Origin of the sequence: Rhizobium aethiopicum (genome assembly GCF_014197535.1) — a bacterium.
Classification (GTDB): Bacteria; Pseudomonadota; Alphaproteobacteria; order Rhizobiales; family Rhizobiaceae; genus Rhizobium; species Rhizobium aethiopicum_A.
Window position 1 is genome coordinate 88,939 of record NZ_JACIFV010000008.1, and the last position, 13,778, is coordinate 102,716.

The following is a 13,778-nucleotide window of genomic DNA, read 5'->3' on the forward strand; positions in this document are numbered from 1 at the left end:
TCTTCCGTCAGTTGCCGCCGACCTTGGCCTTGATGTCCTCGTCGATGCGGGCATAGGCGTCGTCGAGCTTCATTTCGCCGGCGATCACCTGGCTGATGCGGGCAACGATGGCGCTGTAATAGGCGTCCGACCACTTCCAGCCCGGCAGCTTCATCGCCGGAGCGGCTGTCTGGCCGGCCGATTCGACGAAGGCCTTCAGCGCCGCCTTCACATGCGGATTATCGGTCTTGAAGTCCACCTGGCCGGCGGCTACGCCCTTATGCGCCGGAATGAACAGGCTGCGCTCGGCAAATTCCTTCTGCACGTCGGCGCTTGCCAGGTAGTCCATCACCTTGGCGACGTCCTTCGGGTTCTTGGTGTATTTGACGGCGACGAGACCGGCGCCACCCTGCATGCCGGTGCAGGCCACCGTGCCGCAGGGGCTCCCGGCCATGATCCAGTCGAAACTGTCGCCGATCTTCTGCGCGAAGCCCGAAACCTGCCAGCTGCCGGAATAATAATAGGCAAGACCGCCATTGATGAAGTCTTCGGCGGCAGCGCGATAGGTACTGCCGGCGGCGCTTACCCAGACGTCCTTGTTGACGGTGCCGTCCTCGTTCCATTTGACGAAGCGGCTGAGGAATTCCTTGGCGCCCTGATCGATCGGCGCCGGCTTGCCGTCGGCGGCGATATAGTTGGCGCCATAGGAGATATTGGGGCCGGAGACGCGGTGGCCCGAGCGGTCGATCGCCATGGCGAAGACCTTCTGGCTGTCGGCGACCTTCCTGGCCGCCGCTGCCCAATCGTCCCAGGTGGCTTTCGGGCCGGGAATTTCGACGCCGGCTTGCTCGAACAGCGTCTTGTTGACGAAGCCGCCGGTGAGCGTCAGCTGCGTCATGAAGCCGGTGATGGCGTTCGAGCCGTCGGGACGCATCCAATCGGCCTGGGCGCCGAAATTCTCGTCCCAATATTTCGCATCGGCGAGAAGCGGGCGGAGATCGAGCCAGTGCTGCGCTTGCGCCTTCAGATTGGTGACGCGGGCGATATCGGGCCCCTTCCCGGCTTCCAGCTGCACCGGCAGCTGTTCCTTGACGACGTCATAGGAGACTTCATCGAGGATGACGTTGACATCGGGATTGGCCTTGGAGAAACGCGCCAGCAGATCCTTGATCACCTCGCCTTCGCCGCCGTCGGAATACCACATGATGCGCACGTCGCCGGCGTGGGCGGCGACGGAACTCAAGAGAACCGCAGCAAAAGCCGCGCCGATCGATTTCATTCTGGTCATAGTCTCCTCCTCTTGACCGATGAACTTCTGCATCCGGCCAGGTCCTCCACCTGTCCGGACATATCATTTAAGAGGCAGCGCGCCGCTGCTGCCTGCCCGCTATCTCAAGATGTACCGCGTCTCCCCGTACTGACCAGTCCGACGGCTTGAGAATACGGCCTTCGGCGCGCACGGTACCGTCCTCTTCGAAGACGACCTGACCATAGTCTGGGTCGTCGATGATCAAGGCGCCCTCATTGACGCGGCGGGCGGCAAGCGTGGCGAAACGCGCCCGCATGCCGTCGAGGCCGTCCTCTCGCCCGAGATCGGAGAGGCGGACGATCCAGCGGCCGTTGCGGCCGGCCAGGCGCAGCTCGACATCCGTCGTCGGGCCGTGTTTCACCGGTTCGAGCGGTCCGCTACCGATCAGCATCGCCAGACCGTTGCCGGAACGGGCAAGCGCCAGATTGCTGCCGACCGCCGTCTCGTCGAAGGCTTCGAGCGGAAACCAGGCATGGGTGAAATCCGGCTGGCCCTCGTGGATGTCGAAATCGAGAATGGCGAGGTCACGATATTGATGGACGCGCGGCAGCGTTCCGCAGCCGCCCCAGAAACTGGGCCGGCCGTAGCCGAACTGGATGGTTTCGCCGGGATGGTTGATCCAGATCTGCGCTTCCGGCCGCTCGCCCAAACGCAGATGCAGCACCGTCTCCTGATAACCCCAGGCGCCGGGGCGATAATGGGCGATGGTGCCGAGCGCGGTATCGCGGGTCTTATAGTGGTAGAGGGCGGCAAAACGGTTCTCGCCCTGGGAAAAGGTCCATTCCTGCGCGTCGTCGGTGTCATGCGCCGCGATCGTCGCCAGCGCTTCCGGGAAACGCAGCCCGTGATCGCGGATGCAGACGGCAAGCTGCGGCAGCGCATGGACGCGCCGGCCGTACCAGCCGCGGCCCCAGAGCAGCCGGGCGATGGCCGACAACTCGACCGAGCGGCCGGGGCGCAGCGTGTGTTCGTAGGAGCGGCCCTGGCTGCCGGTCAGCATGCCGTGATGGGCCGAGCGGGCGACAATTTCCATCAGGCGGACGATGCTGGCATTGGCGCGGTTGCGGATAGCTTCATCCGGGGCGCAGGCAGCAAGCGCCGTCAGCCCTTTGAGGTCGATCGGGAAATAGGGAACAGAATTCCATTCGGCCATTTCCCAGCGCTCGAAATGATCGAGCCAGGCGCGGACCCGCTCTTCGCCGACCCTCATCTGCTCGGCGCCGGTGCGGCCGGAACGGACGAAGACGGCATCGGGGAACAGCCTTCCGCCGAGATAGGCGGCGGTGTGGAAGAGCAGCGCGTGATTTTCCGAAAAATACCACTGAACGTCATTGCCGGGCTCGTCCATCCAGTAGCGATAGCTGAGAACGGCGCGCTCGATTCTCTGCCGCAGATCCTGCGACAGCAGATTGCTCCAGCGCGTATAGGCAAACAGCAGCGGCACCAGCACGAAATCGGCGCAGTCGTGACAATCCTCGATAACAGGCAGCATCGCCGAAATCATCGCCTCGGTGTCCTCGCCGCCCTGCCCCAAAGCCAAGCGCGCGAAGGCGCAAACGGTATCGGGCTCGGAATGGGCGGCGACCTCGGCAAGCGCCTCTGCGACGCGAGCCTCGAGCGCGGCGGGCGCTAGCCCCTGGCGCTGGGGATGGCAGATCTCGACGCCGAGCGTGCGGCCGAGCGAAAGTTTGCCTGTTTTGAACGTGATGCGGAAATGGCGGAAATCGGCGGGCATATCAGCCGAGGGGCCGAGTTCCAGCTTCGTCGCCCCCGCTTCCAGCGCGAATTCATAATCGAAGCGCTCGACCGACATGAAGTCGCCTTCGATCTCGACATGACAGCTCAGCGCCACCGGCAGCGGCGCGGGAAACAGGATCGTCACGTTTTCGCCGAGATAGGCGGTGCGATCGAAGCGCATGCCTTCGAGGATTGCCTCCAGCCCGTCCGCCTCACTGGCGGCGATCGGAACAGGCACCGATGTTTCGACCTCCGGCCCTTCGAAATAATCCAGCTGGAAATAGAAGCGGGCGTCGCGTTCGGCGAGATCGTCGAAATAAACGCGGATCTCGTTGAGACCCTTGGAAAGCTCGACCTCGAAAATCTGCTGGGCTTCCAGATTGCGCTGGTAAGGCGCCATGAAGCCCTGCTCGGCCTCATTGACGAAGAGGACGGCGCCACCGCAGGTCGTCAGGCGCAGCGTGGCTGGTCCCGCCGACTGCGCATCGAGGAAGGTGCGCGCCCAGCAGCCGATGCGCGTCGGACGAAACCAGAAGCCGGAGAGATCGACGCGCGGCGATGAAAAGGGAAGCCACCAGCGGACGGCCTCGAATTCGGTCGCCGGCTGCGGTCTTCGGCCGGAAAAGGATGCCTTGAATTCGGTGCGGCAGGGATATTCATGCGGGATGAAATTCTTCGTCTTAGTGACGAAGAAAAACGGATCCATCTTGCCTTCCATCGACCGATCGGCGACGTCGTAGCGCGCCTGCGAGAGATGGCCGAGCTGCCAGTAGACGATCGGGCCTTGTTTCGCGGTCTTGCGGCGGAGATAAGACTCTTCGGCGGCCATGCTTCAGCCCGCTTGAGCTTTAACACGCCGGGCAAAATGCCGACGCATGGACTTGCCGTCAAACCGCATCTTCAAAGCCTCCCTGCTCTGCCGCCTGTCGCTGACACCTCAATTGTGCATAGCCATTCCATTTGCGCAATCTGAAAGATTTTTGCATACTTCACGAGGGAGCGAGGAGATGTGATGACCGCGGAGCAGAAAAAGGGCAGGCGCACGCGCCTCGACGACATCGCCGCCCGATGCGGCGTATCGATCAGCACGGTGTCGCGCGCGCTCGCCGGCGAAAAGGGCGTCAGGCCCGAGATCCGCAAGCTGGTGTTGGAAACGGCAAGCGCTGTCAGCTACGCGCTGCCGGCGAGTGTCGCCGGCAAGAAGGTCATGCTCGTCGCCTCCGGCGCGGCAATGATCGACTATGTCCGCAACCAGTTCACGCTCCACGTGCTCGAAGGATTGAACGCGCGCGCGTCTGCCCTTGGCATCGAGCTCGCCATGCGCCCGGTCGCCGACAAGGCCGATGAAGCCCGCGTTGTCGCCGAGATGCGCAATGATGCGGGCTTCGGCGGCATGCTGATCCTGACGGTTGACGAAGAGGATATGCTGGCGGCCGCCTCCGATCTCGGAAAGCCCGTCGTGCTCGTCAACAGCGACGATCCCTATATGCGGCTCTCGAGTGTGACGCCCTGCAACCGCTCGGCCGCCTTCATTGCCGCCGAGCGGCTGATCAAGGCCGGGCATCAACGTATCCTGTTCATGCTGCGGCCGGGACGGCGGACGATCGAGCGGCGCCTGGAGGGCTGGCGCGACGCGCTGCAGCATCATGGGCTGACGGCCGATGCCGACCTGGTGCTCGAGGTTGATGACTGGTTGCCGGAACTCGGCGCCGAGGCGATCACCCGTCTCGTCGGCGACAAGGGTCTTTGCTTCACCGCCGTTCTGACGGCGGGCGACAGTCTCGCCAACGGCGCCGTGCGCGGATTGCAGGCGATGGGTTATGCCGTGCCGCAGGATGTCTCCGTCATGGGCATAGACGACCTGCCGCAATCGGCCTTTCTCAATCCGCCGCTGTCGACGGTGCACATCCCGATGCGCGAACTCGGCGCCACCGCGCTCGACCTCTTGCGCGACATGATGCTCGGCCTTGCCTTGCCGCGCCGCCGTGTCGAGCTTGCATGCCATGTCGTCGAAAGAGGCAGCGTCGCAGCCGTCCGCCATCCGGTTGCCGCGGATCACATTAAGCCAATCACATGAGGTTAGGCCGGTCATGAAATTTCTGGCGATATCCGGAAGCGCCCGCAGAGCCTCGACCAATACGGCCATGCTATATGCCCTCCAGTCGGCTGCCGGGCCGGCGCATACGCTCTCGGTCTATGATCGTGTTGGCGAGCTCCCGGTCTTCTCGCCCGATCTCGAAAGTCCCGAGCCTCCTTCCGAAGTGGCGGCTCTTGCAAAGGCGATCGCGGACGCGGATGGACTGATCCTGGCGAGTCCCGAATATATCAGGTCAATCCCCGGCGGGCTGAAGAACGCCATCGACTGGCTCGTCTCCCGCAACGAAGTGATCGGCAAACCGATCGTGCTTGCGCACGCGTCGCATCGCGGCGATGACATGCTGCAGCAGCTTCGCACCGTTCTCGCCACGCTGAGCGAGCGCTTCAACGAGCAGCTCTTTCTTCGCCTCCATCTGATGAAGCTTTCCCCGGAAGAAATTGCCGAGCATGTTTCCGCGCCCCGGCATCAGGAGGAGATGCGCCATTTCCTCGAGGCTTTCGCACGCTATTGCAGCCCAGCCTGAGGCTCGGCTGCGCAACGACCCGTCAAGCCTCCATGAAGCTCGCCTCGAACAGCTCCTGCGCATAGGCATCATGCGTCGTGCCGGCCTGCAGATCCGCCTTTGTGAGTTCGTCGACGAAGCCGCCGTTTTTCATAATCAGCACCCGGTCGCACATATGGGCGATGACCGCGAGATCGTGACTGACGAGCAGATAGGTCAGCCCCTTCTCCTCACGCTGATCGGCAAGCAGGTTGAGGATTTCGGCCTGGACGGAAACGTCGAGCGCCGATGTCGGCTCATCGAGCAGCAGGATCGGCGGCGACAGGATCAGCGCCCGGGCGATCGCCACGCGCTGCCGCTGGCCGCCGGAAAGCTCGTGCGGGAAACGGTTGGCGAAGCTTGCCGGCAGGCCCACCTGGATCAACGCCCTTTCGACCTTCGACCAGATGTCGTAATGGCGCATGGCGCGCAACGGTTCGGCAAGCGCGGTGCCGATGCGGTGGCGCGGATGCAGGGATCCGTAAGGATCCTGAAACACCATCTGGGCTGAGGTCAGTTCCTCGCGGGAGCGCTTCTTGCCGATCGGCTTGCCGCGAAGCTCGATCTGACCGGTCCAACCGGCCTCCATGCCGGCGAGGCAGCGCAGCACCGTCGATTTGCCGCAGCCGGATTCGCCGACAATGCCAAGCGTCTCGCCCTGGCCCACCTGAAAACTGATGCCCTTGACGACATGGTTGCTTGATTTGCCCGAGGTGAAGACAACATCGAGGTCACGGACATTGATCATTGCGCCGCCTCCAGATCGAGTTTCGCCCTATCGAGAACGGCAAGCCGGCGAACCGGGTTTTTCGGATCGGGCAGCGCTGCTATCAGACCGCGCGTATAGGGATGACGGGCCTCTTCGAGACTGGTCAGGGTTTCGATGATCCGTCCGGCATACATGACGATGATACGCTCGCAGAAGGCCGCCACCATGCGGATGTCGTGGCTGATCAGCAGCAGGCCCGAATTGTTTTCACGCACCAACTCATCGAGCAGCAGCAGCACGTCCTTGCGAACGCTGACATCGAGCGCCGAGGTCGGTTCGTCGGCGACGACGAGCTTCGGCCGCGCCAGCAGCATCATGGCGATCATCACGCGCTGGCCCATGCCGCCCGAGATCTGGTGGGGATAAAGCGCCATGACCCGCTCGGGATCGGTGATGCGCACCCGCTCCAGCATGGCTCGCGCCGCATCCTGCGCCGGCTTGCCGCGCAGGCCGAGATGAAGGCGGGCGGCCTCGGCGATCTGCTTGCCGATCGATAGCACCGGATTCAAGGAATAGCGCGGATCCTGCATGATCAGCGCGATGTCCTTGCCGCGCAGCGCGCCCATCTGCCGCTCGCTTTTTGCCAACAGCGGATCGCCGCCGAGATCCAGACGTTCGGCGGTGACGACCGCGGCCGGCGGTAAAAGGCGCATGATCGCCCGCCCCGTCGTCGATTTGCCAGAACCGGATTCTCCGACGATCCCGACCCGTTCGCGGCCGACATCGAAACTGACATTAGAAACGGCGGGCACGGCCCCTCGCCCGAAACGGACGCTCAACTCCTTGACCGAAAGAACGGGCTGCAAATCACGATCTTGCATGGCGGGGATCCAGAATGTCACGCAGAGCATCTCCGGCGATGTTGAAGGCAAGGCTGGTCAGCAGGATGGCGACACCGGGCATGACGGCGACCCACCAATAATCGAGCATGAATTTGCGGCCGTTGGAAATCATCGCGCCCCATTCCGGTGCCGGCGGCTGGGCGCCAAGGCCGAGAAAGCCGAGCGAGGCCGCCGTCAGGATGATGCCCGCCATGTTGAGCGTCAGGCGCACGATGACCGACGGAATGCACATGGGGGCGATATAGAGGAGCAGGATGCGGATCGGCGAAGCCCCGTAAAGGCGGGCGGCGACCACGTAATCGGCGTTTCTGACGACAAGCGCCTCCGCGCGCGCCAGCCGGGCGATCGGTGGCCAGGCGGTGAGTGAGATCGCGATGATGGCTGTGGTCAGGCCGGCGCCGAGTGCTGCCGCAAAGGCGAGCGCCAGGATCAGCGACGGGAAGGACAGAACGATATCGGTGGCGCGCATCAAGAGCGCATCGGTGCGCCCGCCGAAGAAGCCGGCGACGACGCCGATCAACAGGCCGATCGGCCCGACGATGAGGGAGATCGACAGCACGGTCTGAATGGTGATGCGCGTGCCGAAGATGAGGCGGCTCAGAATGTCGCGGCCGAACTCGTCGGTGCCGGCCGGATGCGCCAGGCTCGGCGGCTGCAGGGCGTCGCCAAGCGATTGGATGACCGGGTCATAAGGCGCCAATAACGGCGCGAAGATCGCGATCAGGCAAAGCAGGCCGAGGATGACGAAGCCGGCAAGGCCGAGCGGCTCGGCAGCCAGCTTGCGGCCGGCACGGGCAAACGACGCCGCCATACGGCTCGGCACGCTCGGCGGACGAATCCGGATCTCGCTGCGGATAACGTTGCTCATCGGGCTGGGGCTCATCACGCCGCCTCCCGCATGCGCGGATCAAATATGGCGTAGGCGACGTCGGCGAGGAAGTTCAACAGCATGAAAATGAATCCCACAATGATGGTGCCGGCCACGATGGCGTTCATGTCGCCGATCATCAGCGCATTCGTCATGTATTGGCCGATGCCCGGCCAGGAAAAGACGATCTCGGTCACGACGGCGCCTTCGAGCAATCCGCCATAGGAAATGGCGAGGATGGTGATCAGCTGCACGGCGATGTTCGGCAGGACATGGCGCCAGATCGTGCCGAAGGGGCTCACACCCTTGGCGCGGGCCGCAATGACGTAATCCTGGCTCAACTGCTCGAGCGTGAAGCTGCGAGTCATGCGGGTAATGTAGGCCATCGCGGCATAAGCGAGGATGATGGCCGGAAGGATTATGTGGCCGAGCGCATTCCAGAAGATTTCCGTCTCGCCCTGCAGGAGGCTATCGACCAGCAGCAGCCCGGTCTGCGGCGTGACCAGACCTTCGTAAAACACATCGATCCTGCCTGGCCCGCCGACCCAGTTCAGGCCGGCATAGAAGATGACGAGGCCGACGATGCCGAACCAGAACACCGGGATCGAATGACCGACGAGGGCGACCACGCGGGCGACCTTGTCGATCAGGCTGTCGCGAAACAGCGCCGCGACCAGGCCGAGCGGGACGCCGACGAAGGTCGAGATGATCACCGCCAGCGTCGCAAGTTCGAACGTGGCCGGAAAGGCCTGAGCGAGGTCCGAGGAGACAGGATTGCCGGTGAGCACGGCCGTGCCGAAATCACCATGGGCGAGCCCGTTCAGATAGAGGAAGAACTGCTGATAGATCGGCAGATCGAGCCCCAGACGCGTCCGCATCGCCGCATAGGCGGCGGGATCGGCGAGTTCGCCGACGATCGCGCCCACGGGATCCGTGGGCAGGACGCGGCCGATCACGAAGGTCACACAGAGGAGGATGAACAGGCTGACGAGCAGATGCGCCAGGCGTCGGCCAAATTCGGCTACAGAGAGTTCCTTCATGATCGGCTGCCTCGGGAGTATTACTGAGCTTCAGACTTCGTGACGTTCTCGAGACGCGTCAGCTGGGTCGGATGCCCTACATATCCCTGCACCTTGGTCGACAGGACGATCGGCTCGAAGCGCTCGAACATCGGCAGCACCGCCGGCTTCTGTTCCACGAACATCTTCTGCATTTCGACATAGAGCTCGCCGCGCTTCTTGGCGTCCGGTTCCATCGATGCCTTGGCCGTCAGAGCCGTCAGCTCCGGGATGTCCCAGGCCGAGCGCCAGACGAAATTGCCGGCATTGTTGGCTTCCTTCGAGTTGTCGGGATTGGAGGAGAACTGCTCCATCGAGCCGAGCACGTTCGGCATGTAGGCGCTGGTCTGCGGGATCAGCAGATCGAAATCCCTGGCGCGATGGGCGGCGATGATTTCCGAGCCGTTGCCCTGCTGGATGTCGACCTTGATGCCGACCTGGGCAAGCGATGCCTGGATGGCCGTGGCAAGATCGATGCGCGGCGTCTGGGCGATCGTCTTCAGAGTCAGCGAGAAGCCGTCCTTGAACCCTGCTTCGGCCAACAACTGCTTGGACTTTTCGACGTCGAGATGCCAGTCGGGGTTCGGGATCGCAGATTCGAAATTCTCCGGAACCGGGACGTTTCTCGCCCGCCCGTAGGGCCCCATGATCGTCTTCTCGATGCCCTTATAGTCGATGCCATAGGCAATCGCCTCGCGCACCTTCGGATTGGACAGGTACTGGTTGCCGGCATTCATCGACAGCACGTAGAAGCCGCCTGTCGGAATACGTTGAATCGTAAAGCCCTGCTTGTCCTCGAAGGTCGCGAGATCGGCCGCAGTCAGGGCGCTGGCGATATCGATGTCACCGCGATCGAGCATCAACCGCTCGACCTGGCTTTCCGGAACATGCCGAACGATGACGCGCTTCATCTTTGGCGCGCCGGCCACATAATCCTTGTTGGCATCCAGGATCACCAGCTCGTTGGGAGACCAGCGGTTCAGGGTGAACGGACCGGAGCCGGCCGAGTGCGTGCGCATCCAGGCATTTCCCCAGTCGTTGTCTGCGACATGCTTCTGCACTTCGACGCTGTCGACAATGCTGGTGGTCGATGCCGCGAGCCGGTAGAGCAGCATCTCGGCCGTCACCTGGCCGGAAAAGTCGATGCGCACGGTCTTGTCGTCGACTGCCGTAACGAGCTTGTCGACATTGGTCTTGTCGTAGCCGACGCGCTTGAGGTTCGCCGCAGCGGCCTGGTCGAGCTTCAGAAGCCGCCCGATCGAATAGACGACGTCCTTCGCCGTCACCGGATTGCCGGAGGCGAAATTGGCCTGGCGCAGCGTGAAAGTGATGCCCTTGTCGTCGACCTTCCAGCTTTCGGCCAGCTGCGGCACGATCTTGCCATCCGGCGTGCTGTTGACCAGGCGGTCGTAGAGGTTCGACATGATCTCGACGGCCTTGCCCTCGGTCGCCTGATGCGGATCGAGCGACAGGACCTGCGCCAGTGACGTCCCGATCACCAGCTGATCCCTAGGGGTGGCGGCGTGCGAGAGCGGCGCAGCGATCATCAGCGCGCCGATAACGGCGCCGACGAACATGCCTTTCGAAAAATGCTTCATTGTAACTCCTCCCTGGATTACTATAAGAGACATATTATGTCGTCCGTATGTCGTATTATGATCTATCGAACTCCGATATGATTTGCAAGACCCGTGCGGAAGACGTGAGGCAAAGGAACTGGGGAAACGAGAATGACGACACTTGGCCGTGGTCGGCAAAGACTGGCGCAGCAGGTCATCGATCAATTGCGCGCGCAAATCGAGACGGGGAAATTGCGCGTCGGCGACCAGCTGCCGACCGAGCCGCAGCTCGAATCGACCTTCGGCGTCAGCCGCACCGTGGTGCGCGAGGCCATCGCGGATTTAAGGGCTGCGGGTTTTGTCCGGCCAATCCAGGGCAAAGGCGTGTTCGTCGCGGATCCGAAGGTTCATTCGGTCATGTCGCTGACGCCGGTGGAAATCAAAAGCATTCCGGAAACCTTGGAATTGCTGGAGTTTCGCATGGCTACCGAGGGTGAAGCGGCAGCGATTGCCGCTTATCGCCGCACGGCTGAGCAAGAAGCGGCGATCCGCGAGGCAAACCGAAGAATGGCGCAACTGATCGAGACGGGACAGCAGACCGTCGAGGCGGATTATGCCTTTCACATGGCGATCGCCGCGGCCACCAACAACCGGTTCTATGTCGATGTTCTCCGTCATTTCGGCCCGCGCGCCATTCCCCGCGGGCAGTTTCCGACGCTGCCGGAGGCCAATGACCGCGAGTATCTGCAGAAGGTCTATGCCGAACATGTGGACATCCTGGCGGCGATCGCCGATCAGGACCCCGACCGTGCCCGCCAGGCGATGCGCGCGCATCTGATGGCGAGCCAACGTCGCTATCGCATGCTTGCCGAACAGCAATAGGGCTCGACACCCTCAAAAATTCATATTATGTCATATGACATTATTGAATTTGGAGAGGTCTCTGATGTATCTTGGAACACAGGTGGCGGCGCGCGGCGATGACGATTATCGGATCTTCGCGCAATTGGGGGTGAAGCATATCAGCGCCGATCCGCCGGGAAAGCCGAGCAGCTGGACGCTTGCCGATATCGAACGCCATCGCGACAAGGTCGAGAGCTTTGGCCTGATCCTCGACATGATCCAGCTGCCCCTGCCCTCGCAGCCGATCGAGAAGGCCTCCTATCCCGACATCCTGCTTGCCGGGCCTGAGCGTGACCGGCAGATCGATGCGGTCTGCCAGATGATCGAGGATGTCGCGGCGGCCGGCGTTCCGGCGGTCAAATACAATCTCAACCTGATCGGCATTCCGCGCACGCCGGACGAACCGGGACGCGGCGGCTCGATGAATGCGAGCTTCCGCTGGGAGAAGACGGATCAGCAGGCAGCCCCCGGCCTTGCCGGCGTGCTCTCAGAGGACGAAAACTGGGAACGGATCGATTATTTCCTCGAACGGGTCGTGCCGGTCGCCGAAAGCAATCGCGTCCGGCTCGCCTGCCATCCGCACGACCCCTATACGCCGCCCGGCTATCGCGGCGTCACGCGCGTGCTGGGAACGGTGGAAGGGCTGAAGAAATTCGTGCAGATGCGCGAAAACCCCTATCACGGCCTCAATTTCTGCCAGGGCTCGGTCGGCGAGATGCTCGAAAATCCGCGCGAAGAGATCGACGACATCATTCGCTGGTTCGGTGAGCGCAACAAGATCTTCAACGTCCACTTCCGCAATATTCGCGGCGGCAAGCTGTCCTTCATGGAGACCTTTCCCGACGAGGGCGACATGGACATGGTCCGCTCGGCCAGGATCTACAAGGAAGTCGGCTACAAATACATGCTGATGCCCGACCATGTGCCGACCGTCAGCGGCCAGGATCCATCCGCCACCGCATTTGCCTTCTGCTACGGCTACATCGCGGCACTTCTGCAAGTGCTCGAGAACGCCTGACACGATTTTCAACACGTAAGGAATAGGACTTGATGATGAACCCGATTGAATTGAAGAAGGCCGTCGGCAGTGGTCTGCTCTCGTTTCCGGTCACGCATTTCGACGATCAGCTGAAATTCGACGAAGCGAAGTATCGCCGCCATGTCGAGTGGCTTGCCGGTTACGACGCTGCAGCCCTCTTCGCCGCCGGCGGCACCGGCGAATTCTTCTCCCTCAATCCGAGCGAGATCCCTGCGGTCGTCAAAGCCGCCAAGGCCTCGGCCGGCAAGACGCCAATCATCTCGGGAACCGGCTACGGCACGTCGCTTGCCATCGAGATCGCACAGGCGGCCGAGAAGGCCGGCGCCGACGGATTGCTGCTTCTGCCGCCCTATCTGATGTTTGCCGAACAGGCCGGCCTGATCGCCCATGTCAAGGCGGTCTGCCAATCGGTCGGCATCGGCGTCATCGTCTACAACCGCGACAATGCCATCCTGACCGCCGACAGCATCGCGCGGCTTGCCGAGGAATGCCCGAACCTGATCGGCTTCAAGGATGGCGTCGGCGATGTCGACAAGGTCATCGAGATCACAACGCGGCTTGGCGACCGTCTCGTCTATGTCGGCGGCATGCCGACCCACGAGGTCTATGCCCAAGCCTATTTCGCCGCCGGCGTAACGACCTATTCCTCGGCCGTCTTCAACTTCGTCCCGGCGCTCGCCCAGCGTTTTTACGGCGCCTTGCGCAGCGGCGATCAGGCGACCGTCGACGAGATCCTGAAGAGCTTCTTCTTCCCCTTCGTCGCCCTGCGCAATCGCAAGAAGGGCTATGCCGTCTCGATTATCAAGGCCGGTTTGCGAGTGCTCGGGCAGAATCCCGGACCTGTGCGCCCGCCTTTGACGGATCTCACCCAGGAAGAGCTGGCGCTCCTGGAAAAGATCGTCCAGGCCAACGGCGTCGAACGGATTGCGGCGGAATAAAAGCGGAGATGTTCGCGCCGGTTGGTGCCCCTCACCCTAACCCTCTCCCCGTAAAAACGGGGAGAGGGGACGTGCCAAAAGCAACGTCGAGATAGAGGAAGCCGGTGCGGCATATCCCTTCTCCCCGCGAGCGGGGAG

The 13,778-nt window shown here is 62.5% G+C and carries 12 protein-coding genes; 5 read left to right on the top strand and 7 right to left on the bottom strand.

The window, feature by feature from the left end:
• Positions 1–7: 7 nt before the first annotated feature.
• Together GGD53_RS13615 and GGD53_RS13620 are read right to left on the bottom strand one after the other, a co-directional pair.
• Positions 8–1,267 (bottom strand): ABC transporter substrate-binding protein, encoded by a 1,260-nt coding sequence (locus tag GGD53_RS13615; protein ID WP_184456754.1) that lies wholly within the window; start codon positions 1,265–1,267, stop codon positions 8–10.
• Between the two features lie 67 nt (positions 1,268–1,334).
• Complete coding sequence (locus GGD53_RS13620; RefSeq protein WP_184456756.1) at positions 1,335–3,854, bottom strand: hypothetical protein; 2,520 nt, start codon at positions 3,852–3,854, stop codon at positions 1,335–1,337.
• Positions 3,855–4,037: 183 nt separating this feature from the next.
• Here GGD53_RS13620 and GGD53_RS13625 point away from each other — a divergent pair, with 183 nt between their 5' ends.
• Both GGD53_RS13625 and GGD53_RS13630 read left to right on the top strand, forming a co-directional pair.
• Positions 4,038–5,102: a LacI family DNA-binding transcriptional regulator gene (locus GGD53_RS13625; RefSeq protein ID WP_184456758.1), complete on the top strand. Its 1,065-nt coding sequence runs from the start codon at positions 4,038–4,040 to the stop codon at positions 5,100–5,102.
• A gap of 13 nt (positions 5,103–5,115) precedes the next feature.
• Positions 5,116–5,646 (top strand): NADPH-dependent FMN reductase, encoded by a 531-nt coding sequence (locus GGD53_RS13630; RefSeq protein WP_184456774.1) that lies wholly within the window; start codon positions 5,116–5,118, stop codon positions 5,644–5,646.
• A 22-nt stretch (positions 5,647–5,668) separates the two neighbouring features.
• Here the strand turns inward: GGD53_RS13630 and GGD53_RS13635 are convergent, their stop codons facing one another.
• Genes GGD53_RS13635 through GGD53_RS13655 form a run of 5 tightly spaced genes read right to left on the bottom strand, consistent with a single transcriptional unit; the run spans position 5,669 to position 10,799 of the window.
• Entirely contained in the window at positions 5,669–6,412 is a 744-nt protein-coding gene (locus GGD53_RS13635; protein WP_184456776.1) for an ABC transporter ATP-binding protein, read from the bottom strand.
• On the bottom strand, positions 6,409–7,254 hold the full coding sequence (locus tag GGD53_RS13640; protein WP_184456778.1) for an ABC transporter ATP-binding protein: 846 nt from the start codon (positions 7,252–7,254) through the stop codon (positions 6,409–6,411). Before GGD53_RS13640 ends, GGD53_RS13635 begins: the two co-directional genes overlap by 4 nt.
• Positions 7,241–8,143 carry an ABC transporter permease gene (locus GGD53_RS13645; RefSeq protein ID WP_184456968.1) on the bottom strand — a complete coding sequence of 301 codons (903 nt, stop codon included), beginning with the start codon at positions 8,141–8,143 and terminating at the stop codon, positions 7,241–7,243. Before GGD53_RS13645 ends, GGD53_RS13640 begins: the two co-directional genes overlap by 14 nt.
• A gap of 14 nt (positions 8,144–8,157) precedes the next feature.
• On the bottom strand, positions 8,158–9,183 hold the full coding sequence (locus tag GGD53_RS13650) for an ABC transporter permease (protein WP_184456780.1): 1,026 nt from the start codon (positions 9,181–9,183) through the stop codon (positions 8,158–8,160).
• Positions 9,184–9,203: 20 nt separating this feature from the next.
• Entirely contained in the window at positions 9,204–10,799 is a 1,596-nt protein-coding gene (locus GGD53_RS13655) for an ABC transporter substrate-binding protein (protein ID WP_184456782.1), read from the bottom strand.
• A gap of 132 nt (positions 10,800–10,931) precedes the next feature.
• Here GGD53_RS13655 and GGD53_RS13660 point away from each other — a divergent pair, with 132 nt between their 5' ends.
• From GGD53_RS13660 to kdgD, 3 genes are all read left to right on the top strand, one after another.
• On the top strand, positions 10,932–11,642 hold the full coding sequence (locus tag GGD53_RS13660; protein ID WP_184456784.1) for a FadR/GntR family transcriptional regulator: 711 nt from the start codon (positions 10,932–10,934) through the stop codon (positions 11,640–11,642).
• A 64-nt stretch (positions 11,643–11,706) separates the two neighbouring features.
• A complete protein-coding gene (locus GGD53_RS13665) occupies positions 11,707–12,681 on the top strand; it encodes a mannonate dehydratase (RefSeq protein WP_184456786.1) in 975 nt (324 codons plus the stop codon).
• Positions 12,682–12,713: 32 nt separating this feature from the next.
• A complete protein-coding gene (gene kdgD / locus GGD53_RS13670) occupies positions 12,714–13,640 on the top strand; it encodes a 5-dehydro-4-deoxyglucarate dehydratase (RefSeq protein ID WP_184456788.1) in 927 nt (308 codons plus the stop codon).
• Positions 13,641–13,778: the final 138 nt, after the last annotated feature.